The sequence below is a fragment of the Streptomyces sp. NPDC019224 genome, from assembly GCF_040632605.1.
Taxonomy (GTDB): Bacteria; Actinomycetota; Actinomycetes; order Streptomycetales; family Streptomycetaceae; genus Streptomyces.
The window spans coordinates 1-25,477 of sequence record NZ_JBEYCF010000030.1; the positions used below are offsets into that span (position 1 = coordinate 1).

General features: G+C 71.0%; 17 protein-coding genes. 5 read left to right on the forward strand and 12 right to left on the reverse strand.

Annotated features, from left to right (window positions below; genetic code table 11):
- From fxsT to ABZ564_RS19990, 4 genes are all read right to left on the reverse strand, one after another.
- Positions 1 to 2,030, reverse strand: a 2,030-nt coding sequence (fxsT, locus tag ABZ564_RS19975) for an FxSxx-COOH system tetratricopeptide repeat protein (RefSeq protein WP_360857904.1), incomplete at its 3' end; no start/stop codon positions are given.
- Between the two features lie 80 nt (positions 2,031 to 2,110).
- The gene (locus tag ABZ564_RS19980) at positions 2,111 to 3,502 is read right to left on the reverse strand and encodes an HEXXH motif-containing putative peptide modification protein (protein ID WP_360857907.1); all 1,392 of its coding nucleotides are present in this window, start codon (positions 3,500 to 3,502) and stop codon (positions 2,111 to 2,113) included.
- Positions 3,499 to 4,665: an FxsB family cyclophane-forming radical SAM/SPASM peptide maturase gene (locus ABZ564_RS19985; protein WP_360858080.1), complete on the reverse strand. Its 1,167-nt coding sequence runs from the start codon at positions 4,663 to 4,665 to the stop codon at positions 3,499 to 3,501. The genes ABZ564_RS19980 and ABZ564_RS19985 overlap by 4 nt, the downstream gene beginning before the upstream one ends.
- Before the next feature lie 305 nt (positions 4,666 to 4,970).
- Positions 4,971 to 6,215, reverse strand: coding sequence for a transposase (locus ABZ564_RS19990; protein WP_360857910.1), 1,245 nt, complete (start codon positions 6,213 to 6,215; stop codon positions 4,971 to 4,973).
- 1,127 nt (positions 6,216 to 7,342) lie between these two features.
- On the opposite strand from ABZ564_RS19990, the gene ABZ564_RS19995 reads away from it, so the two are divergent.
- The 4 genes from ABZ564_RS19995 to ABZ564_RS20010 are packed head-to-tail and all read left to right on the forward strand — an operon-like array spanning position 7,343 to position 13,165.
- The gene (locus ABZ564_RS19995; RefSeq protein WP_360857912.1) at positions 7,343 to 8,662 is read left to right on the forward strand and encodes a tetratricopeptide repeat protein; all 1,320 of its coding nucleotides are present in this window, start codon (positions 7,343 to 7,345) and stop codon (positions 8,660 to 8,662) included.
- A complete protein-coding gene (locus tag ABZ564_RS20000; protein ID WP_360857915.1) occupies positions 8,659 to 10,713 on the forward strand; it encodes a M3 family metallopeptidase in 2,055 nt (684 codons plus the stop codon). The genes ABZ564_RS19995 and ABZ564_RS20000 overlap by 4 nt, the downstream gene beginning before the upstream one ends.
- Entirely contained in the window at positions 10,710 to 11,954 is a 1,245-nt protein-coding gene (locus tag ABZ564_RS20005) for an HEXXH motif-containing putative peptide modification protein (protein WP_360857918.1), read from the forward strand. Before ABZ564_RS20000 ends, ABZ564_RS20005 begins: the two co-directional genes overlap by 4 nt.
- Positions 11,954 to 13,165 (forward strand): MFS transporter, encoded by a 1,212-nt coding sequence (locus tag ABZ564_RS20010; RefSeq protein WP_360857921.1) that lies wholly within the window; start codon positions 11,954 to 11,956, stop codon positions 13,163 to 13,165. The genes ABZ564_RS20005 and ABZ564_RS20010 overlap by 1 nt, the downstream gene beginning before the upstream one ends.
- Positions 13,166 to 13,478: 313 nt before the next feature.
- Here the strand turns inward: ABZ564_RS20010 and ABZ564_RS20015 are convergent, their stop codons facing one another.
- The 7 genes from ABZ564_RS20015 to ABZ564_RS20045 form a co-directional block, all read right to left on the reverse strand.
- Positions 13,479 to 14,882 (reverse strand): IS1380 family transposase, encoded by a 1,404-nt coding sequence (locus ABZ564_RS20015; protein ID WP_360857924.1) that lies wholly within the window; start codon positions 14,880 to 14,882, stop codon positions 13,479 to 13,481.
- A 516-nt stretch (positions 14,883 to 15,398) separates the two neighbouring features.
- Complete coding sequence (locus ABZ564_RS20020; RefSeq protein WP_360857927.1) at positions 15,399 to 16,364, reverse strand: transposase; 966 nt, start codon at positions 16,362 to 16,364, stop codon at positions 15,399 to 15,401.
- Between the two features lie 140 nt (positions 16,365 to 16,504).
- On the reverse strand, positions 16,505 to 16,693 hold the full coding sequence (gene fxsA, locus ABZ564_RS20025) for an FxSxx-COOH cyclophane-containing RiPP peptide (protein ID WP_360857930.1): 189 nt from the start codon (positions 16,691 to 16,693) through the stop codon (positions 16,505 to 16,507).
- Between the two features lie 151 nt (positions 16,694 to 16,844).
- Positions 16,845 to 20,330: an SAV_2336 N-terminal domain-related protein gene (locus ABZ564_RS20030; RefSeq protein WP_360857933.1), complete on the reverse strand. Its 3,486-nt coding sequence runs from the start codon at positions 20,328 to 20,330 to the stop codon at positions 16,845 to 16,847.
- A 7-nt stretch (positions 20,331 to 20,337) separates the two neighbouring features.
- Entirely contained in the window at positions 20,338 to 21,363 is a 1,026-nt protein-coding gene (locus ABZ564_RS20035) for a MoxR family ATPase (RefSeq protein WP_360857935.1), read from the reverse strand.
- 130 nt (positions 21,364 to 21,493) lie between these two features.
- Entirely contained in the window at positions 21,494 to 23,500 is a 2,007-nt protein-coding gene (locus tag ABZ564_RS20040; RefSeq protein WP_360857938.1) for a trypsin-like peptidase domain-containing protein, read from the reverse strand.
- 56 nt (positions 23,501 to 23,556) lie between these two features.
- The gene (locus ABZ564_RS20045) at positions 23,557 to 24,135 is read right to left on the reverse strand and encodes a CU044_2847 family protein (protein WP_360857941.1); all 579 of its coding nucleotides are present in this window, start codon (positions 24,133 to 24,135) and stop codon (positions 23,557 to 23,559) included.
- 153 nt (positions 24,136 to 24,288) lie between these two features.
- Between ABZ564_RS20045 and ABZ564_RS20050 the strand changes: the two genes are divergently transcribed.
- The gene (locus ABZ564_RS20050; protein WP_003961784.1) at positions 24,289 to 24,471 is read left to right on the forward strand and encodes a DUF6104 family protein; all 183 of its coding nucleotides are present in this window, start codon (positions 24,289 to 24,291) and stop codon (positions 24,469 to 24,471) included.
- Positions 24,472 to 24,480: 9 nt separating this feature from the next.
- On the opposite strand, the gene ABZ564_RS20055 is transcribed toward ABZ564_RS20050, so the two are convergent.
- Positions 24,481 to 25,332 carry a hypothetical protein gene (locus tag ABZ564_RS20055; RefSeq protein ID WP_360857944.1) on the reverse strand — a complete coding sequence of 284 codons (852 nt, stop codon included), beginning with the start codon at positions 25,330 to 25,332 and terminating at the stop codon, positions 24,481 to 24,483.
- Positions 25,333 to 25,477 lie beyond the last annotated feature (145 nt).

The window sequence follows — 25,477 nt, forward strand, 5'->3', positions numbered from 1 at the left end:
CCCAGCAGTTCCTGGTAGCCGGCCAGTACCCGGCCGGAGATCTCCAGCGCCTCGTCGTACCGCCCGAGGCCACGCAGGTCGGCGGCCAGTCCGGTGGCGGCACGCAGGTGTTCGAGGTCGTGGGTCCCGCGTTCGGCACGCAGATGCTCCACCGCCGCGCGTTCGATGACCTCGGTGGCCGCGTAGTCACCGACGGACCTGAGCAGGTTGGCGTAGTGGTAGCTGAGGTCCCAGACTCTGGCGTGGTTCTCGCCGAACAGCTCCCGCCAGGCGGACATGGCGCGTTCGCCCAGCTTGATGCCGGCCCGGTACTCCCCCGACAGGTACATGTAGCGCAGGCAGTTGAGGACCAGCGTCTGCACCGCCGGATCGGTGCTCTTCAGTACGTCGGCCCATTTGAGGTGCGGAGTGATCTCGGCGTACGCGGGCCACAGGCGGGTGTCGGTGGGCCGGCCGGGGTCCGCCGCCGCGAGGGCGCGCCGGACGACGTCGATGAACTCCTGCCGGTTCTCCTCCGACATGTCGTGGCCCACGATCTGGTGGACCATGCGGTGCATGTAGATGGACTCCCCGGAGGAAGCGGCCTCGACGACCGACTCGTGGGATTCCAGCCGGACCACGGAGTACTGACGGAGCTGGTTGATCGCCTTGTTCCACAGCAGGGGGTCGCTCATCAGCCCGGAGACCTGTTCCGGCAGGTCCCCGGGCGGCATGTCCTTCAGGAGCCTCACGGGGATGGAGCCGGGTGCGAAGAAGCTGCACAGGCGCAGCAGGTCGACGGACTCGGGGACGGTGTCCCTGAGCTTGTTCAGCAGTATCGACCAGGCGGTCTGGAAGGCGAGGGGGAAGTCGGCGGAGACCTTGACGACGTCCTGGTCGATGCCGCCTTCGAGGAGTTCGATGTACTCCTCCACCGACAGGTCCGAGTCGTTGAGCCAGCCGGCGGTCTGGTCGAGGAGCAGCGGCAGGTCTTCAAGGGCCTCGGCGAGCTGGTCGGCCTCGGCAGGGGCCAGGCGCGGGGCGCGGCGGCGGATGAAGGCCACGGACTCGTCGCGCCGGTAGACGGGCACCTCGACGAGGTTGCTGTTGTGCTCGCTCCACTCCGGGTTGCGGGAGGTGATGAGGACGTGCCCCGGTCCGGTGGGCACCAGGTCCCAGATCTGGTCGGGTTCGTCGGCGCCGTCCAGGATCAGCAGCCAGTGGGCGTGCGGGTCGCCCCGGCGCAGCGAGTCGCGGACCGCACGGAGCCGTTCACCGTACTCGGGGCCGGTGGACAGGCCGAGTTCCGGGGCGAGTTCGGCGAGCTTCTGCCGGTAGAGCGCACGCCGGTCGGCGGGCACCCACCACACCACGTCGTACTCGGAGCCGAAGCGGTAGACGTACTCCGCGGCCAGCTGGGTCTTGCCGACGCCGGACATACCGTGCAGGGTCACGACCCCGGCGCCCGGTCCGGATTCCTGGAGCGCCCGGTAGGCGTCGGTGAGCAACTGCTCGCGCCCGGTGAACCGGATGTTGCGGCGCGGCACCCCGCCCCACACCTGCGGGGTGTCGGACGGGAACCGCGGGCCCGAGGGAGTGCCGTCGGGCAGCGGGTCGGTGGGCAGCCCCAGCCGTACGAGGAGCCGTCGCTCCGCCTCCTCGGCGCCGACGTTGGTGAGGTCGGCCGCGCCGAAGGCGGAGGTGGCTCCGGGCAGCGCCGACGTGGTGACGCACACGGCCGCGAACCGGTCCGGGTCGGGGGCGACTTCGGAGCGCAGTGCCCGGTTCCACTCGTCGTGGCTGCGGGGTCCGAGCTGGAAGTACCAGTCGCTGAGGACCACCAGAACGCGTCCCCGTGCGAGCCTCAGGTCCCGCAGCGACTCCTCCAGCGGGATCGAGACCGGGGGGTCCCACCGCTGCTGGACGACCTCCACACCACGCCGCTCCAGACGGTCCGCGATCCACGCCGCCCAGGCGCGGTTGAAACCGGCGAAACTGATCGTGACGGTGTTCGCCCCGGCTACTCCAACTGGCTTACGCGTTCCGGGCATTCAGCCGTCTCCCTGCCTCGATACGAGCCTTTTCAACATACCCCGGAGCGTGGGTGCTCCGACTGGAATCCGGGCGATGTTCACTGCCTTCGCGAGCCGTTCCTCTGCTGCCATATCACCTTGGCGGTACTCACGTACGCCTGAGCACGCGCGAGGTGCCCCGGGGGAGGCGGAGAATCGTCCAGACGGTGGTAGACCGAGATCATCTCGTTGACCAGCGTCCGGCCTTCGGGGGTCAGCGCCGCCGAGCCGGCCAGCACGGGCAGTACGGCGCCGACCTGTTCCCGGCAGCGGGCGTGCTCGGCCCAGGCCAGGTCGCGGTGGGCGGACCGGTGTGTGTGCAGTGCGAACCGCTGCCAGAAGTCCGCGAGCGCCACATGCGAGTAGGCGCCCTGAAGCAGGCCGTCGAAGGGCCGGGGATCGGCGCGCCAAGGGGCGAAGTACCGCTCGGCCGCCCCTTCCCGGTGAAGCGGCACCATGGTGGCGAGTGCGGCGAGTTTGGTGTGCTGCAGTTCGTGGACGAGGGTCGAGGCGAAGTAGGCCGAGGTCGCGGGCTTGCTGCTGAGGACGGCGCCGAATGCCTCGCGCCTGGTACCGCTGCAGTGTGCCGCGCTCCGGCCGGTGGGTCCGGAGCCGGGCGGCGGGCCGAGGGGAACCATGCAGCGCAGCAGGACGGAAGCCTCGGCAAGGCGGTGCTCGCCGCCCATGCGCAGTAGCCGTTCCACTCCGGACCAGGACTCGATCCATGCCTTGCGCTCCCAGTCGTCGATCTGGGTGTCACCGCTCAGCCCGTGCTCCTCGAGCCCGCTGCCGAGTGTCCGGTACGGGTCCAAGTCGTCCAGGGCTACGGGACTCGCCCCGGGCAATACCGCGGGCAGCATGGCTACGGGCAGCCAGCGTGGGTCCGCCGAGCTCGTGGTCCCGTCCTGCTGGGCGCGGACGGTCAGGGCCGGGCCACCGGCAGGCCGTACCGTCAGCTCCCCTGCGAGGAAGGCCAGTTCGACCGGTCCGGTGTCCACGCGGACAGCTCCCAGGGTGGGCAGCGGCAGAAGCCTGCCACGGGGGCCCAGCCGGACATCGAACCCCACCCCCGCCCGCACCGCCGCCGCAACCGCCAGGGCCGTCAGGTGGGCCAGGTCGGCGCGGAGGTCCGGGCCGGCGGGGATGTCGGTGGTGAGACCGCCCAGCAGGCGTTGCGCCCAGGGGCCGGCCAGGGGGTGGAACAGGACGGTGCGCACGGCGGACCGGTCCGCGCGCTCGGCGGTTTCGAGGAGGGCCCAGTCCTCCCGCAGCCGGTCCAGCAGCGCGGGTGGGCACACCGTCGCAGGGGCGGCCTCCGCCGCGTCGAGCACGGCCCGCAGGAGGACGAGGCGGCGGGTGTCCTGGTCGCGGACGAGCAGGCCCAGAGAGTCGGCGTCGCCCTCGGTGCGGCCGAGTTCGCGCAGGACGTGGTCGGGGACGGCAGTGCTCATGGGGGGTCTCCAGCGGTTGCTTCGGCGAGCCGGTCCGCGATGTGGCGGATCAGCCGTTCGAGGTCGGCGCAGTAGACGGAGGGGTTGTGGAAGCCGTTGTCTGCGCGATAGCGGTGTGCGTAGTGGCCGCCACCGCACACGGTCAGCAGCGGGCAGGCGCGGCAGGCGGCGGCGAGCGCGCCGGCTCCCGCCTGGCGGGCGGCGACGCCGGGGTGGCGCAGCGCCTCGTCGAAGGTGTGGTGGAAGACGTCGAGGCCGGTGGCGGCCGCGCCGTCGTACGCGGACTTGAGGGAGTCGACCTGTTCGATGGAGCCGTCCGTCTCGATCACGACCGCGTTGAGCGGGTCGAGGCCGAGGGACTCGGTGGCGGCGGGCAGTCCGAGGAGCAGCGCGACGCACTCCTCGAACAGCCGGATGCGGGTCTCCCGCCGCGGGGCCCGCCACCAGCGGTCGAAGACGGCGCACAGCCAGTCGCCGTACGGAGTGGCGCGGCCTGATCGAGGACCCATGACCGTGTCCGCAAGGTCGGGCAGTCCGGGAGGCGGTCTCGACCAGTTGCCGTGCGGCAGCAGGAGGTCCAGGGCCGGAGGGCGCAGGGCGAGCAGTGATTCGTACATCTCCACCGGGTCGGTGCGCGGGTCGACGACGGTGAGGATGCCCGCGTAGGCGTCGGGGTGGTGGTCGGCCAGGAGCCGGGCGCCGCGCGAGGCGGCGGGCCAGGAGGGGCGGCCCGCGTGGTCGGTGCGCAGGGTGTTGTGGGCGGCGAGGCCGCCGTCGAGGCTGATGCCGACGCGGATGCCGTGCCGGGCGAGGGTGGCGACGGCGGGGTCGGTGAGTAGCGTGGCGTTGGTCTGCACGGTGGTGTGGACCGCGCAGCCCGCCGGTACCCGTTCACGCACCGCGTCGGCGAGGGCCGCCAGCCGGCCGGGTCCGGCGAGCAGGGGCTCGCCGCCGTGCAGGACGAGGGCGATGCTGCCGAGCCGGTGGGTGGCGACGTGCTCGGCGATCCGGCCGGCGGTGCGGTCGAGGACGGCGGGCGACGCGGCGGCCGGGCGGTCGCGCCAGGTGCGGTCGGGGCCCTCGTACAGGTAGCAGTACCGGCAGGCCAGGTTGCAGCGGCCGTGCACCTTCACGATGAACTGACCGAAGGGGACCGGTGGCACCGGGCTCACGCGGCTGCGCGCACGGGAATCTCTCCGCGGCGCGGTCCCCGCAGCGCTCTCCTCCCCAGGCGTCGTCCGTCCAGCCAATCGAGCACCCCCGTGCGGTACGCCGGCCGGGGGAGCCCCCGCCGCCGGCCCGGGGTGAGTGTCCCCGGGGTACGGCGGGCGCAGGCCCGTCCCGGGCCATGATGTCCTGATCGGGCACACCCCCGGCCGAAACCATGCGGTGGACCGGCCGATGGTGCGGTGCCGTCCCGTTGCGCCCGTGGCGGGCATCGGCGGAGCCGCCCGGTTCAGCTTGAGATTTATCCTCGTCGGCTCGGATTCGAAAGGGCCGTGCGGTCATGGTCCGCTCCGTGTCGGTGGTGTTGTCCCACGTCAGGTCGTGGAGCGCGGGTCGTGTTGCGGCGACCGGTGGGTCGGCCGGGTCCCGGTGTGGTGGGTTTCCTCACCTCGGCGGGGCTGGGCATGCCGGGCCGGATGTGCCGAAACCTGCGCCGTACTCGGGTGGGCGACAACTTCCGGGCGGGCTTGGGCCGTTCCCAGGGGCGCCGGGCATCCTCCGCGAGAGGGCGGGCCAGCCTCAGCTGGGTGTAGGCGGCGATGACGAGCCAGGTCCACCGGTCGGCCGGCTGCGGGGTCTCGGACGCGGGGTGCTGTCCAGCCCAGGGGCCGCGTCGCTGGAGCTGCTGGTGCATGCGGTCCCAGCCGGCCGCGGTGGCCGCCCCGTAGCGGCGGGTGTCGTTACGGGTGCGCAGGTCCGCCTCGCGCCAGGTGGCGGGGTCGGCGAGGGTGAGGCGGCGGCCGTGGCGGGCGGGGCGGCCGCCCTTGGGCCGGTAGGCGGGTTCACCGGGGTCGTCGTAGTAGACGCGGTCGGATCGGACACGGGCCACGAGCTCGACGGGCAGGTCAGCCAGGAGCCAGGCCAGACGGGTGGCGTCGTAGCCGGAGTCGAGCACGACCAGAAGCTCAGGGTCGTCCTGGTCGAGGTGTCCGGACCGGGTGAGCCGGGCGTGGACCTCACGGATCTGGTCGGCGGTCAGCTCGGTGAGATCGTCACCGGGCCTCACACGGACCGCGTCCAGGACAGTGGTCCAGGAGGTCCGGCCGGGCTCGACGGCGGCGACGAAGGAGTAGGGCCGGCCCGGAACGTTCTGTCCGGTGTTCGCCCCGTAGCCGCTGACGTGGCAGAACCTGCGCTCCGGGCTGGTGTCGGCGTCTGGGCGCAGCCAGGAGGTCACGTCCACGGCCAGCACGATGCGCCCCTCGCCGTCCTTGGGCACCGGGGTGGTCGCCAGCAACGCGCGCAGGCGGCTGATCTCCACCCATCCGGTGTTGACCGCGTCGTACAGGGCGCCGTGTCCGCGCCTGAACTCCGGCTCAAGCGCCAGCTCCACCAGCGAGCGCACCGGCCCGTCCGCGCACAGTACGGCGTCGGTCAGCTCGAAGGGCGCGTCCGCGCGCCGATAGAGGCAGGCGTAGTAGCCCCGGCGGAAGCGGGACAGTGCTCCTGCCGGTTCGACAGCGCACAGGCAGTCCGCAATACTCATGTCAACGGCCGTTCTGGTTCCGGGAGTTAGTCACTCCGAGAACAGGGACGGCCGTCTTCATGTCACGGCTCTGCCGGCACCGATCCCCGCGGACCCTCGTATCGCATTCGAATCCGAGCCGACGAGGATAAATCTCAAGGTGAGACCGGGCTCCAGAGGGTGCCGATTACCCGAACCGGTGACGCCGAAGCGGTGCCGAAGGGGCTGGCAGCGGGCGAGGAGCCCTGGGTGCACGGCGGGGACGGCGGTGACGCGCAGGGTGTAGCCCTGGCCGCGCGTACGGTCACGCCCTGGTCGAGCACGGCGCGCTCGGCGGGTTCCAGCTCGGTGGCGGCGTGGTCGGGCAGGAGATCGGCGACGGCCGGGCGAAACACACCGCGGCTGGCCCGGTGCCCACCTGATACGCCGACTGCGACACGGCCGCCGCCAGATTCAGTACCTCAGCGACACAATCGACGAATGCCCGACCAGCACCGGACTCGGCCGACGACACCCACGCCCACGAGGTCAATAGCGGTTTCGCCGGGCCGCTGGGGATTCCGGGGCAGGACGTGGAGACAGAGCAGGTGTGTCGAGCATCACTTTCTTGCCTTCGGCTCACCCGTCGCGATGCGTGGCGTGCATTGACCCCTGCTCCTGGCGTTTGGATGGAGGGTGGACATTGATGCCCTACCGGGAGCCACCTGACTCGCGGCAAGGTGGCTCGTTACCGAATCGCAACATAGAGGACGCGATCAAACCGAGACAGCACCCCTCTTCACGCCCCCGTCCGAGGCCAAACCTTCCGTCAACTCCTACTTATTTTCGGTCACTTGCGACGGTGAAGATCGCTGCATATGTTCGGGGCACTTCCGGATCCCCGGAGGTACTTCTCGTTTCAGGAGGTTCAGAGATGGACGCCGAGCAGATCACCGAGGTTGAGGTCGAGGTCGACGACGAGCTGGCCGAGGAGTTCGGTCTCACGGTCTCGGGCGTGGCCTACTTCGCTCCGTCCGTCTGATCTTCGATCAGATGACGTCGCCCACTAGCCCATAGCGGGCGGGCCCGCTGATGGCCACCAAGAGGATATTTCCCTCTTGGTGGCCATCACGCTTCCTTGTCTACAGCGAGAGGTGGAGGAGTTGCCGGTGGAAAAGTTCCTGCGCACCAAGGGGCCCATCCAACACTTTGACAGGCCGATGGAGGAGCCACCGCAGGACGCCTTCGCTCCTGAGTCGATGCCACGCTCGCGTGAACTTCTCACCGCCTACTTCGATCTGGAGACCCCTGAAGGGCCCCTGCACGCCCAATGCACCGCCGATGTCGGTCGGCGTTTGGCGGAGGGCCTGCCCATTCCCGTTTACCAGATCGCCTCTCTCGGACTGTTGCGCGAAGCCCTGAAGACCGAGCAGCCCAAGCAGCCCAACCCGGACGACCCCCGTGACCTTCCCCAGGTCATGAGGTCGTCTCCCTGGCAGCAGACATGCGAGATGGCCGACAATTGGGCCGACATCTCCACGGCCGACCGATCCCGCCTGGTGACTGCGCTGGCCAAGCTTGGTTTCTGGAGGACCATCGCGGACCTTGTACCCGCCGGCGGAGGCGGTTCCAGCCTTGACGCCCTCCGCATGGCCTACTTCCGGCACAACGCCGAGGCACAGCTCGCTCCGGACGCTAAGAGCGCGGCAGTGGCGTTCATGCAGGCGCGCAAGGTGATGGAGGCTATCGCCTGGAGCCAGGACTTCGACCCAGCCGTGCGGTACGGGGCCGCCGCGCACATGATCGTGCTGTGCGCGAAGGGCGAGAGGGGGCAGGCACTGGCTGACATGCGCCACTGGCTCAAGGCGGCCGATGAGGTAGCTGCCCGAGCTGGGGAGGAGGAGATCGGGCCTCTGCATATCTCGATCTACTGGCGCGGTGTTGCGTTCATCCCGTTCTTCGAGGGAAACCACGCCGAGGTGCAGAGACAGTTGGAACTCGCTGAGAAGTACGCCATGGAAGCCGTGGGGGCTGCAGACGCCGATAGCCGGCTGCTGGCGCTGGAGAACGTCCACCCCGTGCTAGAGACCTCCGGACGCTCCGCACGGGCTCGCGGGGACATCGAGGGCGCCGAGCAGTTCTACCGGCGCCTGACCGAGTGGGACCCGGGCGACTCCAAGGTGCACGTGCGCCTAGCCGACTTCCTCATGGGTGAGAACCGCGTCGCTGAGGCCCGCGACGCCTACCGCACCGCGGCGAGCCTCGGTGCACCATATGCCTCATACGCCCACTGCCAGGCCGCTCGCTGTTCCATACGCCTCGATCAGACTGAACATGCCTACGGAGCGCTGGTGGCTTCGGCCACGCTTGACCGGCGGGCCCTGTCCCCGCTCATTGTGCTGCGGGACGTATGCGCCGCTGACTCGCTCGCCGCGCTGAAGAAGTGGGCAGTGGACGAACTGGCCGCACGCATGCAGGAAGCCCGTTGAGCTGGAACCCGCTCCTGCAGGAGTCCGGCGAGTACGGGATCCATCCATTCGCGGAGATCCGCCCTGAGCACTATGTGCCGGCACTGAAGCAGGCCATCGCTGAGCGCGAGAGCCGCGTCACTGCTATCGCTGGCAGTGCGGAGCCTCCCAGTTTCACCAACACGATCGAAGCAGTCGAACTCTCCGGCGCCCGTGTCCAGTACATCCACAATGCGTTCTCTCTTCAGATTTCCGCCGAGGGTTGTCCCGAGCTGACCGGGCTGGAAAAGGACATCGTGGTCTTGCTCTCCCGCCACGAAGGGCGGATTATCCGTAACCAGCAGCTGATTTCTCGCATCGACGTCGTCTACGCCCAGCGTCATCGGATCGCTGCCCCTCAGGCTCGCGCACTCACCGAGTTCTGGTGGCGGAGAGCCCGACGGGTTGGGGCCACGCTGCCCACCGACGCTGCCCGGGAACTGGGCGCAGTGAACCGAGAACTCTCCCGTGAGTGCGCCGACTACCGGCAGGAACTGGTTCGGGCCACGCACGCCCACGCCCTGGCGGTACAAGGCCACGTCGCCCTGCGGGGCCTCCCGGACGACAAGCTGACGGCCGCGGCCGAAGAGGCGTCCCGTCGAGGGAAACCTCCGTCCTGGCACGTGCTGCCGCTCGCATCGGCCACCAGCCAGCCAGCACTCGTCTACCTCCGAGATCGCGATACCCGCAGGCTGCTGTTGGAGACCTCGCTCAGTCGAGGTACGGACAATGAGAAGCGGGCGGGGCGAATCGCGCTACTACGAGCGCGCCAAGCCCGAATCCTGGGCTATCCGACATTCGCTGCGTGGGCGACAGAGGAACAGACGACGGGTACTCCAGATGCTGTGGAGGCCATGTTCCAGCACCTGACCGGGCCACTCCTACGCGCGGCATACGCAGAGCGGCAAGCTCTGGAAACCACAGCCGGACACCAGGTCCAGGCGTGGGATTGGGCTCACTACGCGGCAGCGAAGTCCGGAGAAAGTTCCGAGCGAACAGGGCCTGACTTCCGCGATTATTTCGAGCTAGATTCCGTTATCGTCAGCGGCATTTTTCGCAGCGCCCGCATCCTGTACGGGCTAGAATTCACAGAGCGGCACGACATCACAGCACACCATCCGGGTGCCCGCGTCTTCGACGTCGTAGACGAGAACGCCAACCCGGTCGGCCTCTACCTGATAGATGCTCACATCCGGCCGGGCAAAAGAGGCGGCGCGTGGACAGGCCTACTCCGCGCCCAAGCACACGCCACTGAGACCCAGCCGGTCGTGGTGAACACCTTCAACATCGCGCTGCCTGGGCCAGGACGTCCCTGTTTGCTGGAGGCATCCGAAGTCATAACCATCTTCCACGAATTCGGCCACGCCCTGCACGCCCTGCTCTCCAACGTCCAATACCCGACGCATTCGGCTCCAGGAGTACCACGCGACTTTTCGGAAGCGCCTGCGCAGGTCCACGAATCCTGGGCCTTCCACGACCTGCTCCTTGAGCACTACGCCCGGCACCACCACACGGGCGAGGCGCTCCCGCAGAGTTGGCGCAAGCACCTGCGGGAGCAGTGCCACACAGGTGGCGTGCACATGCTCCTGGAAATACTGGGAGCAGCCGTGGTTGACTGGGCGTGGCATACCTTGCCTGAGGGTGAACTAGCCGGCTGTGATGCCGCCCGGATCGAAGCGCAGGGTGCCGCCCGCTGGGGCCTGGACACACTGTCCGAGATTCCGCCCCGCTACCGGTCCGGCTACTTCGACCACGTCTTCCACGGCCCATACGGCGCCGGCTACTACGCCTACCTGTGGTCGGAGATCATCACCGCAAATCTCGTCGAGGCGCTGGAGGAGCGGGGCGGACTCACCCGCAAAGGTGGCGAGCTGTTCCGCAGGATGCTTGCCGCTGGTGGATCCCGCGACGCGATGGCCATGTTTCGCGAACTCACAGGTACCGAGCGACCGTGCATCGAGCCCTTCCTTCGCAGGCGCGGCCTCTCAGACACCTCCCCCTCGCCACACCCTACGAAAGGAACACCATCATGAGCAGCACCCACTTCCTCGGTGGCGAGCTGGCACTCGCTCAGGACGACGATCCCGTCCTGGATGCCTACGTGGCGAAGATCCGCGCCTCCGTTCCGAGGGTGTTCAAGCGGCTCGGGCAGCTCGGGGGAGAGCAGACTCAAACTGAACTGGCGCTGTGGGAGGAACGATTCTCGGCTCTGGATGACAGCCAAGCCATTCGCATCGTTTCCCACCCGTTCTTCCCTTACCTGTGGTTCTACTTGATGCGCGCGACTCAGAGCAAGGACGCCGACTTCGTCCGCACCTGGTCCCGGCACTTCGCACGATTCGTCGTACTGCCTTACGTCATCGGCCCCGGATCGAACACCGCAGGCACCGAACTGGTTCTTCCCGGGCTGGTCACCGAAGTACGCTTCCCCGGTGAGCGGCGTCATCTGGTCTTCGATACCGCCGTGGACCGGCTGACGATCGGCGATGGCGGCGACGGCGCCATCCGCAACGGCTCCGCGGTGGTCCCTGCCTCCTACATCTTCGGCGAGGGGGAGCCCCGTCTGGGGAACGTGCTGCGCGTGCAGCGCCCGATCATCGCCGGCACCGACATCGAGATCGACAACACCGACCCGTGGATCCCCCGCCACTTCGCATCAATGAACTCGCACGAACCGGAGCCCGGGTATCCCCGCTCCGACCTCACCGTGCGGGACGTCAGCCAGGAAGACATCGCCTACATCTCCCAGGCGTTCGCCCTCATACAAGACGTCTGGCCCCAACTCGCGTCCGAGATCCGCACCTACACCCGCATGTGTGTCCCTTACGCATCCGAATTCCATTCGTCCTTCACTGAAGCAATCTTTATGGGGGCAGTCTTCCTTTCCGAGGCGGCTCGGCCCTTCGACGCCGTCCACTACACAGCCGAGCACCTCCTGCATGAGACCTCCCACCTGCGGCTGATGCTGCTTCTGGAACTCGACCCCCTGGTGACCGTTGCCGAAGGAGCCACGTTCAACTCTCCCGTCCGCAAGGACGCACGGCCCCTGTGGGGCATGCTCATGGCCGTCCATGCCTTCGCCCGTATCACCGCCTTCCACCGCCGAGCCCACGCACACACCGGCCTGGAAATCCACCGCGAGCTGACCCAGCAGAATGCCGCTCTGCTCAAGAAGGGCCTGGATGAAATTGAAAGCGAGCCCTCGGCGGCATTCACTGAGGCAGGCAAGGTGCTGTGGGCTCAGATGCGGGCAGAGACGGAGCAGGCCGCCTGATGGCAGAAACCACCCGGATCCAACAAGCAGGCTTCAGAGACCTCATCGCGGACAGAACCGTGAGGCTCATTATGATCTGCTCCCTGGTCAACTCCGTGGGCTTCTTTTCAATGATGCCCTTCCTCGCGCTTTACCTTGCCGACATCACTTCACTGCCGCTAGCCGTGATCGGCGCGTTCACCGGCTCCATCGCCCTGGTCGGCGCGGTGGGCGCCCTCGCCGGAGGCGTAATCACCGACCGGGCCGGTGCAGGAAGCCTGCTGCGCGTCGGCTTCGCCACCTACACACTGCTGGGTGCGGCGCTTGCGGTGGTCACCACGCCGGTCGTGGTGTTGCCGCTGATCGTGTGCCTGGGCGGCGCACTAATGCTGGTCGGGCCGTCCTTGAAGAAGCTCATGAGCCTCGCTGCGGGCGAGGGTGGCGGACTCGTGTTCCGCATGCGGTTTATGACCCTGTCGGTCGGCGCCGCACTCGGCCCACTGCTGGGCGCGGCCGCCTATAGCGTGTCCCACCGAGCCCTGTTCGGGGTCTCCGCAGTCCTATTTGCTCTCTGTTTAGTCCTTGTGCATGTCAGGCAAGGTGTGCTGAGGGCGCTGGATGTCCGATCGGAGGCCCCTCGCAAGGAGCGCTGGCTGTGGACGCGGTCATTGCGCGACGGGCGGTTCCGGCTGGTGCTGGTCGCAGCCGTGCTGATAACCCTGGTCTTCGCCCAATTCGAGTCCATGATCCCCCTCTATTTGGAGGGCGAGGCCGGAGATAATGCGCCCACGCTGTTCGCGGTGGTCTTCGCTGTGCATGCTGTCCTCGGCTTCGTCTACCAGTGGCCGGCGGAATGGCTCGCAAGGCGCGCATCCATGCCCGCACAGGCAGGATTCGGCTGTATCGGTTTTGCAGTGTCTTTCGTCTGCTGGGGAGCATCCGAGGGCCGTTTGTGGGTACTGCTGGCCGGTGTACTCGCCTGGACGGTTGGAGAGGCGATCCTCATGCCGATGGCCGACCTCATCACCCACCGCATCGCGCCAGACACGGAGAAGGGGGCCTTCTTCGGGGCTCTGGAAATCCGATACCTAGGCTTCTTCGCCGGCCCCATCCTCGGTGGCGCACTGCTCGGCGACGGGACCTGGGCTTACTTCGGCGTGATGGCCGTGATCTCCTTCGCGGCCTGGCCAGTGCTGCGCTCCCGTTCTCTGCTCCCAGGAACGCAATCATGACTGCGAGGGCGGTGATCGACTGCACCGTCTGCCAGCACGTGTCGGGAAAGTTCCCCAGGTACCACCGCCCTCGCCGCCACGACCGGGGCTGGCCCCGCGGAGTGCAACTACCAGCTCTCCACTTCGCTGTTGGACCCGCGTCCCCTGCCACTCCGGCTCGGCCCAGGCGATGCCTAACCTCGCCGTTTCAGTTGGGGTTGCTGGGCGGCCGAGCGATGGTGTTTGAGGCTGGGTCGGCCGGTGGGCATGGTGAGGGCCCGGCGCGGGGTCGGGTTCTCCGAGGTCCTTGAGTCGAGGTGGGCGGGGCGGCGGGTCAGCCGGCGGGGCGGGGCAGTGCGGCCAGTCGGTGGAATGCGGCCGTGAGTTCATGTCGCCAGGGCCAGGTCGCCGATATCCGGAGGCGGAGGCGGCGGCCGCCTCGGGTGATCCTGGCGGCGACGTGCAGGATCCGGTAGCGGAGTTTCTTGGGTTCGGCCGTCGCGAGTTCGCCGTCCAGCAGGAGGACGCGGGTCCAGGCCAGGAGGTCGATTGCCGCGAGGCTGAGTTCGAGCCAGGCGGCGTTGACGCCGAAGAGGCGGGAGGGGAAGCGGCCGAAGCCGGTGGTCTTGCCGCACCGGATGTGGTCCTCGACGGTGGCATGTCCGCGGTGGCGGACCTCCAGGAACTGGGCCGAGCCGGAGGTGAACGGAGTGTCGGTGAGGAACACCTGGTGTCGCATGCCCTCGTCCCGGTCGAAGAGCGAGAGATGGGCTCCGGGGTGGGGACGTTCGCGGCGGACGATGATGCGGGTGCCGGCCGGGTAGCCGGCAAGGTCGGCCATGCCGGTCAGTTCGGCGACCTCGGCGGACTCACGCAGGGTGCCGTCCTGGTCCAGGGCGGGGTGCCAGACCTGCTCGGGCAGGGCCCGGATCGCGCGGCGGACCGGCTCGGTGATGGCGTGTCCGACCGAGAAGAAGGTGCGGATTCCGCGTGCTCGCAGGTCTCGGATGTGGCTGAGGAAGGACTTTGCGGATCCGGCGCTGTCGGTGCGGACGAGGATGCCGGTGCCGTACCGGTGGGCGTCGGGGATCTGAGCGAGAGCGTCGTCCAGCACCGCGATGTGATCCGCGGCCGTGTTGGCTCCGGAGTTCCCGGGCCGAAGGCGCCCGGACATGCCCTCGCCGGTGTTGGCCAGGAAACACAGCAGGGGGAGGAAGCCGAAGCCGCCTTTGTAGGTGGGTGCGGCCGCCTCTTTCTCTGAATGGCAGGTGATCAGCGTGGCGTCGATGTCCAGGACCAGTCCGGGCACTTCCCGGCCACCGGCTTTCGCCGCCGGTATGCCGCCGCGGGTCTCGGATGCCTGCAGCCAGGCCACTTCCCGGGCCTGAGCGCGGGCCGAGCGCAGACGGCCCAGTACGCGTTCGTCGACGGCGGCCAGCAGCCGCCAGGCAGTCGGTGTCGAGGCGATGGGGCCGAACACCTCGCGCTGGTCGCGCAGCACGGCCAGATCCGTGATGGCCTCGCCGCCGTCAGCCACCATCACCGCGAGGTCGGTGGCGATCCGGCCCGGGTCATGACCAGTGCCTCGTGGCCGAAGCGGTCCGAGCGCGGTGGAGTACGCGCTGGTCAGTCCGGTGACATCGGCGAGATCAGCCAGTAGCCGTGCCCCGGCATGACTGACCACCCCCGAACCGTCGGCGGAGACATGAAGCCTGAGACGCGAACCGATACCCTGCACGCAGAAAGTGCCTTCCACCCGGACCGACAGAACCCCTCGACAAGGTTCATCGTCCCAGCTCGGAAGGCACTTTCGCGTTCACGGCCAGCAACCGGTCTCACGCCAACTGAAACGGCGAGGCTAAGCTCTTGGACCTGCGAGCCGCCAGGGCAGCGGGCAGCCACAGTGCCGCTGCCGGATGGGGGCACATGTACGACGCGACGGAGCCCGCAGACACGTTTCTGACTTAGCTTGAGATTTATCCTCGTCGGCTCGGATTCGAAAGGGCCGTGCGGTCATGGTCCGCTCCGTGTCGGTGGTGTTGTCCCACGTCAGGTCGTGGAGCGCGGGTCGTGTTGCGGCGACCGGTGGGTCGGCCGGGTCCCGGTGTGGTGGGTTTCCTCACCTCGGCGGGGCTGGGCATGCCGGGCCGGATGTGCCGAAACCTGCGCCGTACTCGGGTGGGCGACAACTTCCGGGCGGGCTTGGGCCGTTCCCAGGGGCGCCGGGCATCCTCCGCGAGAGGGCGGGCCAGCCTCAGCTGGGTGTAGGCGGCGATGACGAGCCAGGTCCACAGGTCGGCCGGCTGCGGGTCTCGGACGCGGGGTGCTGTCCAGCCCAGGGGCCGCGTCGCTGGAGCTGCTGGTGCATGCGGTCCCAGCCGGCCGCGGTGGCCGCCCCGTAGCGGCGGGTGTCGTTACGGGTGCGCAGGTCCGCCTCGCGCCAGGTGGCGGGGTCGGCGAGGGTGAGGCGGCGGCCGTGGCGGGCGGGGCGGCCGCCCTTGGGCCGGTAGGCGGGTTCACCGGGGTCGTCGTAGTAGACGCGGTCGGATCGGACACGGGCCACGAGCTCGACGGGCAGGTCAGCCAGGAGCCAGGCCAGACGGGTGGCGTCGTAGCCGGAGTCGAGCACGACCAGAAGCTCAGGGTCGTCCTGGTCGAGGTGTCCGGACCGGGTGAGCCGGGCGTGGACCTCACGGATCTGGTCGGCGGTCAGCTCGGTGAGATCGTCACCGGGCCTCACACGGACCGCGTCCAGGACAGTGGTCCAGGAGGTCCGGCCGGGCTCGACGGCGGCGACGAAGGAGTAGGGCCGGCCCGGAACGTTCTGTCCGGTGTTCGCCCCGTAGCCGCTGACGTGGCAGAACCTGCGCTCCGGGCTGGTGTCGGCGTCTGGGCGCAGCCAGGAGGTCACGTCCACGGCCAGCACGATGCGCCCCTCGCCGTCCTTGGGCACCGGGGTGGTCGCCAGCAACGCGCGCAGGCGGCTGATCTCCACCCATCCGGTGTTGACCGCGTCGTACAGGGCGCCGTGTCCGCGCCTGAACTCCGGCTCAAGCGCCAGCTCCACCAGCGAGCGCACCGGCCCGTCCGCGCACAGTACGGCGTCGGTCAGCTCGAAGGGCGCGTCCGCGCGCCGATAGAGGCAGGCGTAGTAGCCCCGGCGGAAGCGGGACAGTGCTCCTGCCGGTTCGACAGCGCACAGGCAGTCCGCAATACTCATGTCAACGGCCGTTCTGGTTCCGGGAGTTAGTCACTCCGAGAACAGGGACGGCCGTCTTCATGTCACGGCTCTGCCGGCACCGATCCCCGCGGACCCTCGTATCGCATTCGAATCCGAGCCGACGAGGATAAATCTCAAGTTCAGAAGGCGTTGGTGAACCCCCAGAACATCTCCTTCGGCTGCTCCGCCCGCCCCCGCAGATCCGCCACCACCTCCGCCAGCACCGGGTGGTCCATCGTCCGCAGGGTCGCCAGGTCCAGGCCCAGCAGGTCCGGCAGCTCACCCGCGCCCGTCGCGCCCGCCCCGCCGTTCCGTGTCGACTCGCTCATCACGCCTCCCCGTACCCCAGCACCGGGCCGGCCGGTGACCCGCTCGCCGTTGAGCGCGTCCTGTCGGTCCCGCATCCCTGACCTGCCCTGTTCCCGCCTGCCGGAGGTGCGTGCCGGAGCGCGGACCCGCTCGCCGTCGAGCGCGCCGCACTCACCGCTCCAACTCCGCCAGCCGCGCAGCGGTCGCTTCGCCCGCCGCGCCGCCGTCGTCCGGCAGTTTGCGCCACTCCTGCCGGGCCGCCCGGTACGCGTCCCGCGCGGCCCGGGGGCGGCCCGCCCTCTCGTACGTCATACCCCGCCAGTGGTTGGCTGTAGCAGCCAACTCCACGGCTTCCCGGAGATGTTGTGGACTCTCCAGCTCCGTTTGCGCGTCGCCCGCGGAGTCGGCGGCCGAACGGAAGGCCTCCGCCGCCTCGTCGCGCCGGGCCGGACGGCCGAGGACGCCGGCGGCCTGGAGGAGGGCCCGGCCCAGCTCCAGCCAGCAGCGGGCGGCGGTGAGCGGGTCGGTGGCCTCCTCGGCCGCCAGCTTGAAGAGGTACTCGGCCTCCCGCAGGTCGACCCGGTCCGCCGTGGCGCGGTGGCGCAGCATCAGGGCGCGGCCCAGCATCAGCAGGCGCTCGGACTGGTGGGCGCCGCCGGCCGGCGTCTCGGAGCGGCAGTCGCGCAGCACGCGTACCGCGGCGCCGATGTGCTCGCGGCCGTCCGGGAGTTCGGCGCGGCGCAGCAGCGTGGCGCCCCACTCGGCGAGCAGGTCGGTGTAGGCGCGGGAGTCGCGGGGGATGCCGCGGGCCGCCCGGGCGAACCACTCGGTGGCGGCGAGGAGTTCGGCGGGATCGCCGGTGTGCTCGTAGCGGGCGACCCGGACGCGGCCGGCCCTGGTCTGGAGCTGGGCGCGCCGGCGCTGGTCGCGTACGGTCTCCAGGGCCTGGGCGGTGAGGGTGGCGGCCTCCTCCGGTTCGGCGCCCGAGGCGAGCAGCGCGTCGACGAGGTCGAGGACGATGCGGACCTCGGTGCCCAGGGTGTGCCGGCCGCCCTGGGCGAAGGCGGTGCGCAGCGAGCGGGCCGACTGGCGGGCGTACTCGCGGGACTGTTCGCCGTCCTGGGTGGCGCGGGCCAGTTTCAGCAGGGTGCGGCCGTGCTGGAGGGGCAGGACAGCGGGGCGGTTCTCCTGGTCGGGCCAGGCGTCGGCGAAGGCCTCCAGCATCCCGCAGGCGCTCTGCAGCAGCGCGGTGTCGCCGTCGAGCCGCCACTGCGCCTCCAGGGCCCGCACCCGTTCCAGGGTGAGCCGCAGGGCTTCGCCGGGCTCCAGGCCGGGGCTCGCGCAGGCCGCGGTGTACTCGCGGTCGGCGCGCCGCAGCAGCTCCAGCGCGCCGCGCCGGTCGCCGCGCCTGCGCCGGTCGTCGGCCGCCGCGTGCAGGACCTTGGCGAGGACGGCGCGTTCGCGTACGGCGCCGGGGCGGGCGGCGGCCCGTTCGGCGGCGCGTTCGGCCTCGTCGAGGAGGTCGGCGCCGCCCTGCACCTCCCACAGCCGCAGCACGCAGCGCGCGTACTCCGCCCAGAGTTCGGTGTCGTCGGCCGGGGCCGGACTGTGCTCGGCGGCGCCCCTGAGCAGCTGCACGGCGTCGATCAGGCGCTGCACCATCTTGTCGGCCTCGAAGTGCCGTACGAGTTCACGGGCGCGCCGCACGGCGAGGCCGCCGGCCTGGGAATCGGGGGAGGTCGTGGGCTCCCGGGTCACGAATCTGGGGGGTACGGGCATGAATCGCTCCAGTACGCGTGCTGCGACTTCGGCAAAGGCGTGGGGGACGCGCGGACCACCGCGTCCGTCGTTCCCCCCGTTCCCCTCGTTCTCCTCACTGTCGTCGGCGTCTTCCGCGTCCGTGTCCCCGTCGGCGTCCGGGGTCGCGCCGCGCGCGCCCGGGACCGGCCAGGCGGTGGCCGGGCCGGGGCGCCGGGCGGCGTCGCGTGGGGTGCCGTCGCCGAGCTGGGCGTAGGCCAGGGCCGGGAAGTTGGGCCCGCCCTTGCCGAACCGCTGCTCTATGTACTGCGAACAGTGCTTGAGTACGAGCAGAGCCTCGTCGCGGCCGAGCGGCCCGAGCAGCGCCTCCTGCACGTCGGGCTCGAACGCGTACCACTGGCCGCGTCCGGTGCCGCCCTCCGTCCGCCTGAGGAGTCCGCTCAGCAGGACTTCGGCCAGTTCGGAGGGGCCTGAGTGGGGCAGCATCGTGCGCTGTACGAGCTGCATGACGGGCAGGTAGAGGGGGGCCGCCGCGAGGTAGACGGCGAGCTGTCCGGCGGCCGGGGAGGCCGTCGAGCGGAACCGGCTGACCAGGTGCAGCGAGGACAGGGCCTCGCCCCGGCGGCGGGCGGGGGCCGCCGGCTGGTCGGCCCTGACCCAGCCGACCGCGCCCGGTACGGACGCCGCGCCGGTGCCGGAGAGCAGTCTCGCCCAGGCGGCGAGCGCGTCCGCCATCGGGGGCAGGACCGGTACGGCCAGGGCGCCGGGGTGGGCGGCGGGGCCCGTTCCGGTGTCGCCCGTGACCTTCAGCAGGGTGGCGCCGGCCGGGCCCTCGCCCCGGGTGAGCGAGCCGAAGGTGACCGGCAGCCTGGTCCGGTTCCACATGCGCTGCGGGAGCGGCTGGAGCACGGCGACCGGGGCGAGCCGGGCGAGCTGGTGCAGCAGCCGGTGGGCGTGTCCGGTGCGCCAGAGCGGGCCCGCGCAGTCGCTGACCACGACGGTGACCCGGCGGCCGGTGGGGTCGCTGAGCCGGTCCGCCGAGTGCAGCGGGGCGGCGGCGGGGTCGGGGCTGCGGCTGACCGTGCAGCCGCCGTCGGGCCCGGGGTGCAGGTAGCGCATCTGTACGTCCCGGAAGGCGCCGAGCTGGGCGAATATCTGCTGGAGCTCCTCGAACATCCGGTCCCACACCAGCATCGACGAGGAGGCGTCCATCACGCACTGCACGACGGCGTCGCCCCGCCGGACCCCCCGGAAGACCGGCATGATCACGCCGCCCGCGCGGGCGCTGCGTTCGGCGGTCGCCGTCTCGTCCAGGACGCGGCGCAGCGGGGCGGAGACCGGCCGGTAGCGCTGCAACGGGCGCAGCGCGCGGCTGAGTTCGAGGGGGGCGGGCAGGACGGGGGCGGCCGGGACGCCGAGGGGGAGCACGGTGGCGCGGGCGTCGGCGTCGGGCCGGGTGGCGTCGGCGTCCGGTGCCGGGGTGCCGTCGCCGGTCCGGGTGCGGCCGGGGACGGGGTGCAGGGAGATCCGCTCGCCGTCGCCGGGCGGGCGGGTCTCCTCGCGCCGGGCCTCCCGGTCCGCCTCCGAAGTGCGTACGTCCCGGGGGGACCGGTTCGCGGTACCGGCGGGATCGGTGCGCTCGTCGGAGGTCCGGGCGCCGGAGCGGCCCGCGGCGTCCGGGTCCTCGTCGGCCGCGTCGGCGCCGCGGGTCCACCGGGCCAACCAGAGGGCGTCGCAGAGCTGCTCGACGTCCGGGTCGAGCCCGGCTCCGCGCAGCCGCGCGACCAGTTCGGGCAGCAACCCGACGTCGTACGGCTCCGAGGCACCGGGCACTCCGCCGGACCCGGGCACGCCCGGGGGCCCGGACGCCCCACCAGTCCCGTCCGCCGAACCGGGCATCAGATCCTCACCTCGGCCGGTCGAGTCGCTGGATGAGCAGGTCGGCCAGCCGGTCGCGGCCGGCCGGTGACGCGGCGTGCGTGAGGTAGATGGCGTTCAGCAGCTGGTCCGTGGCGAGGAGTTCGGTGCGGGAGCGTTCCAGGAAGTGGGCGATGAGGTCGTCGCTGGCGCGGGCGGCCTCCTCGCCCAGGTGGGCCTTGACGAAGGAGGCGAGCCGCTTGTGGTCGGGGCGGCCCAGCTCCAGGTGGATGCAGCGGCGCATCAGCGGGGCCGGGAAGTCCCGCTCGCCGTTGCTCGTGAGCACGACGAAGGGGAAGGCCCGGCACTGCACCCGGCCGCCCTTGACGCGCACCTTGTTCCCGTCGTGGTCGAGGACGTCCGCCTCGCCGTCGGGCAGGCGGTCGGCGATCCGTTCCAGCTCGGGGATGGCGAACTCGCCCTCCTCCAGCACGTTCAGCAGGTCGTTCGGCAGGTCGATGTCGCTCTTGTCCAGCTCGTCGATGAGCAGGACGCGCGGCCGGTCCGAGGGCAGCAGCGCGGTGCCGAGCGGCCCGAGCCGGATGTAACTGCCCACGCTCTGCACCGCGTCGGCGGCGGGCGCACCGCCCGCCGCCGCGTGCGAGGCGATCTGCACGTCCTGGAGCCGGGCGATGGCGTCGTAGTGGTAGAGGCCGTCCTGCAGTGCGGTGCGGCTGACCACGGGCCAGCGCAGCACCTTGCCGAGCTCGAGCTCCCGGGCCACGGAATGGGCCAGGGTGCTCTTGCCGGCGCCCGGGTCCCCGGTGACCAGCAGCGGGCGGCGCAGGTACAGCGCCGCGTTGATCATCTCGAGTTCCTCGGCGCCTGGCCGGTGCTCCTCGGCGACGCGCCCGGGGATGCCGAGCCGGCGGTCGGCGGAGTCGCCGCCGTCCGCGCCGCCGGGGCCGCGTCCTCCGGTGAAGTCGCGCCAGGGCGGCGGGGGCGGCAGTCGCGGCACCTCGTCGTGCGGTTCGCCGATGCCACGGTAGATGAGCCACTCGCTCGGTTCGCTCATAGCGTGTTCCTCGTCGTCACTCGTCCGCCACGGGCGGCATCCGTCGAACGTGCCTTACCGTAGCGATCCGGCCCAACCCCCGTAAGGGGAAGCCCGGTTCGCAAGCGCGGGTGGTGCGGCGGGCGGTGGCTCACGGCGCCTCCAGGAAGTCGGAGCCAGGCAGCGGACGGTGCGGGTCGTCGTAGTAGAGGGCGGCGCCGGCGGACCAGTACATCTCCGTCCGCCCCGCGCTCACCCCTCTTCTCAGTTCATGGATCTTCCACGGCAGCCGGTCGTGGGTGCGGGTGTCCGACACCGCCTCGGCCACGCGCCGGTGGAACTCCTTGCAGACCGTGCCGGCCTCCGCCGTCCGCCGCTGGAGCAGGGCCACTTTGAAGCCGCTGTCGAGCAGCCGCACCACCCCGGCCGTGATGTCGGGGTCCGGCCGGCTTCCGTAGCGGCACAGGACGGGCACGGTCTCGTGGGCCAGGGTGCGCAACCGCGCCGCCTCAGGCACTCGTACCCTCAATTCGTCCTCGCAGTCGACGATTTCGGCCTGTATGTCCGTCGTGAGCCCGGCGGCCCAGCGGGCCGGCCGCTCGTCGGCGGCGCCCTGGTACGGGCTGCGCAGCACCACCGGGCGTACGGCTCCGAGCCGCTGCCCGGACGGCGGCAGCACCCAGTCGTCGACCGGGAGTCCGAACAGCGTGGGCGCGACGACGACCTGGAGCATGGCCGGGCTGCCCGGCTCGTCGCACCGGCGGAACGCCTCGGTGAGCGCGGCGGCCAGCCGGTCCGGGACGGTGCCGAGCGGGGCGCCGCGGCTGTCCTCGTCGACGGGCTCCGCCTCCCCCGCCCGGCGGTCCACGGCGACCCGCCAGTCGTACTGGTCGGGGGCCCAGTACTGGACGTCCACGTGCAGCACGACGCAGTCGCGTTCGCCGTACAGGACGGGCTCGCCCGCCGGGGCGCGGGCGGCCTGCTGGCGGTTCTGCTCCAGGCGCAGCCGGATCTCGGCCCACTCCACGCCGAGCTGCCGGCGCAGGTCCCTGGGCAGTTCGACCTCCGCGACGCGCTTGACCCAGCCCCACAGCGCCTTGGCGTTCCGTACGGAGAGCTGGCCGCAGGGCCGGTCGGCCGCGAGGACGCCCATGCAGTAGCGCACGATTAGTTCGAACCTGGCCTCACGGTCGCGGGCGCGGGCGTCGTACAGGGCGCCGAGTCCGTCGCGCCAGGCGCGCGGGGCCGGGCGGTGGCCGCGCGCGTACACCCCGGGCAGCCGGTCGAGCAGCGTCAGCAGGGCGCGGGTGCTCGCCGGGGGCGGCAGCTCGGCCAGCCGGCCGAGCAGTTCGGCGCGCACCTTGGGGCCGAGGACGCCGCCGGGCGGGGCGGGCAGGTCGCTCTGCGCGTCGGTCCAGGTCCGTTCGGTCCCGGCGGAGCTGGTGTGCCGGTCGGCGTGGTAGCGGTCGTGGGCGTGGAAGACGGACTGGTAGATGTCGTCGGTCTCGGTCTCGACGGCACCGGCCGGCACCTCCAGGGTGCGCAGGCGCTCGATGCCGACGGCGGTGCCGCCCTGGTGGCCGTTGATCTGCGACTTGATGACGCCGACGACCTCGCCCCGGGCGAGGTCGACCAGCGGGCCGCCGGACATGCCGAGCTCCACCCAGTCACCGTCGAGCCTGACCACCTGCTCGGCGTCGCCCGATCCCCCGTACGAACCCTTCACGACGCAGACGCCGCTGCGGTTCCGGAGACCGCCGCCCTGTCCGGGCACCCAGCCCACGCAGCGCACCTCGCGGCTGCGGAGCATCGCCTCGGACCGCTCGGTGACGTACACACAGGGGTGCTCCACGGGCCGCTGGAGCTGGATGAGCGCGAGGTCGGGGGCCGGCCAGCCGCCCGCTCCCGGGGGCCGGGTGCCGGGCATGGCGGCGACGACCTTGCCGGGCACCTCGGTCAGTTCCGTGCTGTAGCTGTCCTCCTTGAACCACACGCCCACCATGCCGCCCTCCCCCCGCATCGCCACGTGCGCGCACGTGAGGACCCAGCTGGGTGCGACGAAGAAGCCGCTGCCCAGGAAGTCCCCTTCCGGCCCGTCCTGGGCATACCCGGACGGCGGGCGATGGATGCGTACGGTGGCGTCCTGCACGAGGTCCATGAGGGCAGCCTGGGCGGGGCCGAGTACCCCCTCTGCGCCCCCTCGGTCCTCGGAGGTCATGCCCCGCCGCCGTCGGTGCCGTCCGCTCCGCCCGGGTGTGCCGGTGCGCCGGGGGATGCCCCGGCGGGCGGGAAGCCGAGAGGTGCGCCCGCGCCCGGTGGCGCGGCGGGCGGGGGTACGGGGGGCGCGAAGGGGACGGGCGGCGGCACGGGCGCGGGGTCCGGGGCGGGCGGCGGCGCGGGCACGGGGGCGGGCGGCGGCGCGTCGACCGGGGGCCCGCCGCCGTTCCAGGTGAGCGTGACCGTGATGGCGGCCTTGGCCTCGCCGTCCGCGAGCAGTCCGACGATCTTGCCGGACTTGGCGGTCAGCTCGATGCCGAACTCGACGCTCACCTCGTCCGGCCGCACCGCGCGCAGCGGCACGGCGAGCGAGCGCGCCACGCCGGTCACCACGGAGTGCAGGCTCTCGACGCGGGCCTGCACCTGGTCCGCGAGGTCCCCGAAGCCGGTGTCCGTGTAGGTCGGCCCGCCGCCGGGCGCCGGACCGGTCAGTTCCTCGGCCCCGGAGATCCTGGCCCAGACCGGCGTGCCGTCCGGCAGCTCAATGCGCGTAATACGGGACCTACTGTCGCTCATGACAACCCCCCGTTCGCCAACTACCCGCAGATTAACGGCCGTAGTCGGCGGAGGAGGGGTAGATCGACGAGGAGGGGCAGCGGGCGGGAGAAGCCCTCGGAGACCGTTCCGGTGCCGCGCAGCCAGGGTTTGCCACGGCACTAGACTTGCACCATGTACTTCACCGACCGCGGTATCGAGGAGCTGGAGAAGCGGCGAGGCGAGGAAGAGGTCACGTTCGAGTGGCTCGCCGAGCAGCTTCGTACGTTCGTCGACCTGAATCCCGACTTCGAGGTGCCGGTCGAGCGCCTCGCGACCTGGCTGGCCCGGCTGGACGACGAGGACGAGGACGAGTAGCCGGTCCGGTCAGTCCGTCCCTCCCCCGCCGGGGCCGCCGTCGCGGACGCGGTCGTACGCGAGACCCAGCGCCCCGTGCGCCGTCAGAAGCGCCCCGGCGAAGGCCCAGCCGCCCCTGCGCCGGGCCGCTCCCCACAGGGCGAGCGGCAGTCCGGCGGCGAGCTGGGCGCCCGCCAGGGCCCGCGCCCGGGGGCCGCGCACCCACGGCCCCAGCCGGCTGCTCTCCACCGCACCCAGGTCGACCCTGACCGCGTCGCGCCAGCCGGCCCACTCGATGCGCTCGGCCCCTTCCCACGCCCCGCTCCCCGGCACCGGCCGGACGCCGGGCTCGAGTCCGGCCGGGAGCGCGAGGCCGGTGCGGGTGAGCACGGCGAGCAGCCCGCGCAGCCGGGCCCGGGCGTCGGCGTCCGGATCGGCGCGGGTGAGCGCTTCGAGCGACTGCACGTCCAGTACGGGGTCGAGCCCGAGCCGCTCGGCGAACGTACGCATCGCCTCGTCCTCGCCTGCCGGGGTGCCGTCCGCGAGCCAGACGTAGCCCACCGGGCGGCGGAATCCCGAAGCGAGGGTGTATCCGGCCCGGTCGCCGTCCCACCACAGCGCGAGCACCGGCCAGGTGGAGCCGACCGCGAGCGCGGTGGCCCAGCCGCCCAGCACCCGGTCGACCGGTTCGGCGGCCCCGCCCGCCCCGGACCGTGCGCGGCGGCCGCCCCGCCAGGGCTCGCCCTCGGGTACGAGAACGCTCCACCTCTGCCCGGCCGGCGCGAGCAGCAGCGGTTCGCGCAGGAGTTGCGCGACCGGGCGCACGGCGTCCGGCGCGGTCCGGCACAGCAGCAGGGCACCCGCGGGTGAGCTCGCGTCCATGGGTCACACGGTAGGTCACTTTGCCCATCTCCGGGGCTTTTGCACCCTTCGAGCCATGCCCCGGCCTCCACTCTTCCTTGACTTCCCGAATCCGCGATATATCGTGTTGTTCAAGAGACGCGATATGTTGCGTCGTCCGCGCCGT

Coding starts and splice junctions, on each gene's coding strand:
- ABZ564_RS19980 (WP_360857907.1), bottom strand. CDS start 3,502: ATGAGCACTGCCGTCCCCGACCACGTCCTGCGCGAACTCGGCCGCACC.
- ABZ564_RS20020 (WP_360857927.1), bottom strand. CDS start 16,364: ATGAGTATTGCGGACTGCCTGTGCGCTGTCGAACCGGCAGGAGCACTG.
- ABZ564_RS20035 (WP_360857935.1), bottom strand. CDS start 21,363: ATGAGCGAACCGAGCGAGTGGCTCATCTACCGTGGCATCGGCGAACCG.
- ABZ564_RS19990 (WP_360857910.1), bottom strand. CDS start 6,215: ATGAGTATTGCGGACTGCCTGTGCGCTGTCGAACCGGCAGGAGCACTG.
- fxsA (WP_360857930.1), bottom strand. CDS start 16,693: ATGAGCGAGTCGACACGGAACGGCGGGGCGGGCGCGACGGGCGCGGGT.
- ABZ564_RS20005 (WP_360857918.1), top strand. CDS start 10,710: ATGAGCAGCACCCACTTCCTCGGTGGCGAGCTGGCACTCGCTCAGGAC.
- ABZ564_RS20030 (WP_360857933.1), bottom strand. CDS start 20,330: ATGCCCGGTTCGGCGGACGGGACTGGTGGGGCGTCCGGGCCCCCGGGC.
- ABZ564_RS20055 (WP_360857944.1), bottom strand. CDS start 25,332: ATGGACGCGAGCTCACCCGCGGGTGCCCTGCTGCTGTGCCGGACCGCG.
- ABZ564_RS20010 (WP_360857921.1), top strand. CDS start 11,954: ATGGCAGAAACCACCCGGATCCAACAAGCAGGCTTCAGAGACCTCATC.
- ABZ564_RS20050 (WP_003961784.1), top strand. CDS start 24,289: ATGTACTTCACCGACCGCGGTATCGAGGAGCTGGAGAAGCGGCGAGGC.
- ABZ564_RS20045 (WP_360857941.1), bottom strand. CDS start 24,135: ATGAGCGACAGTAGGTCCCGTATTACGCGCATTGAGCTGCCGGACGGC.
- ABZ564_RS20040 (WP_360857938.1), bottom strand. CDS start 23,500: ATGGACCTCGTGCAGGACGCCACCGTACGCATCCATCGCCCGCCGTCC.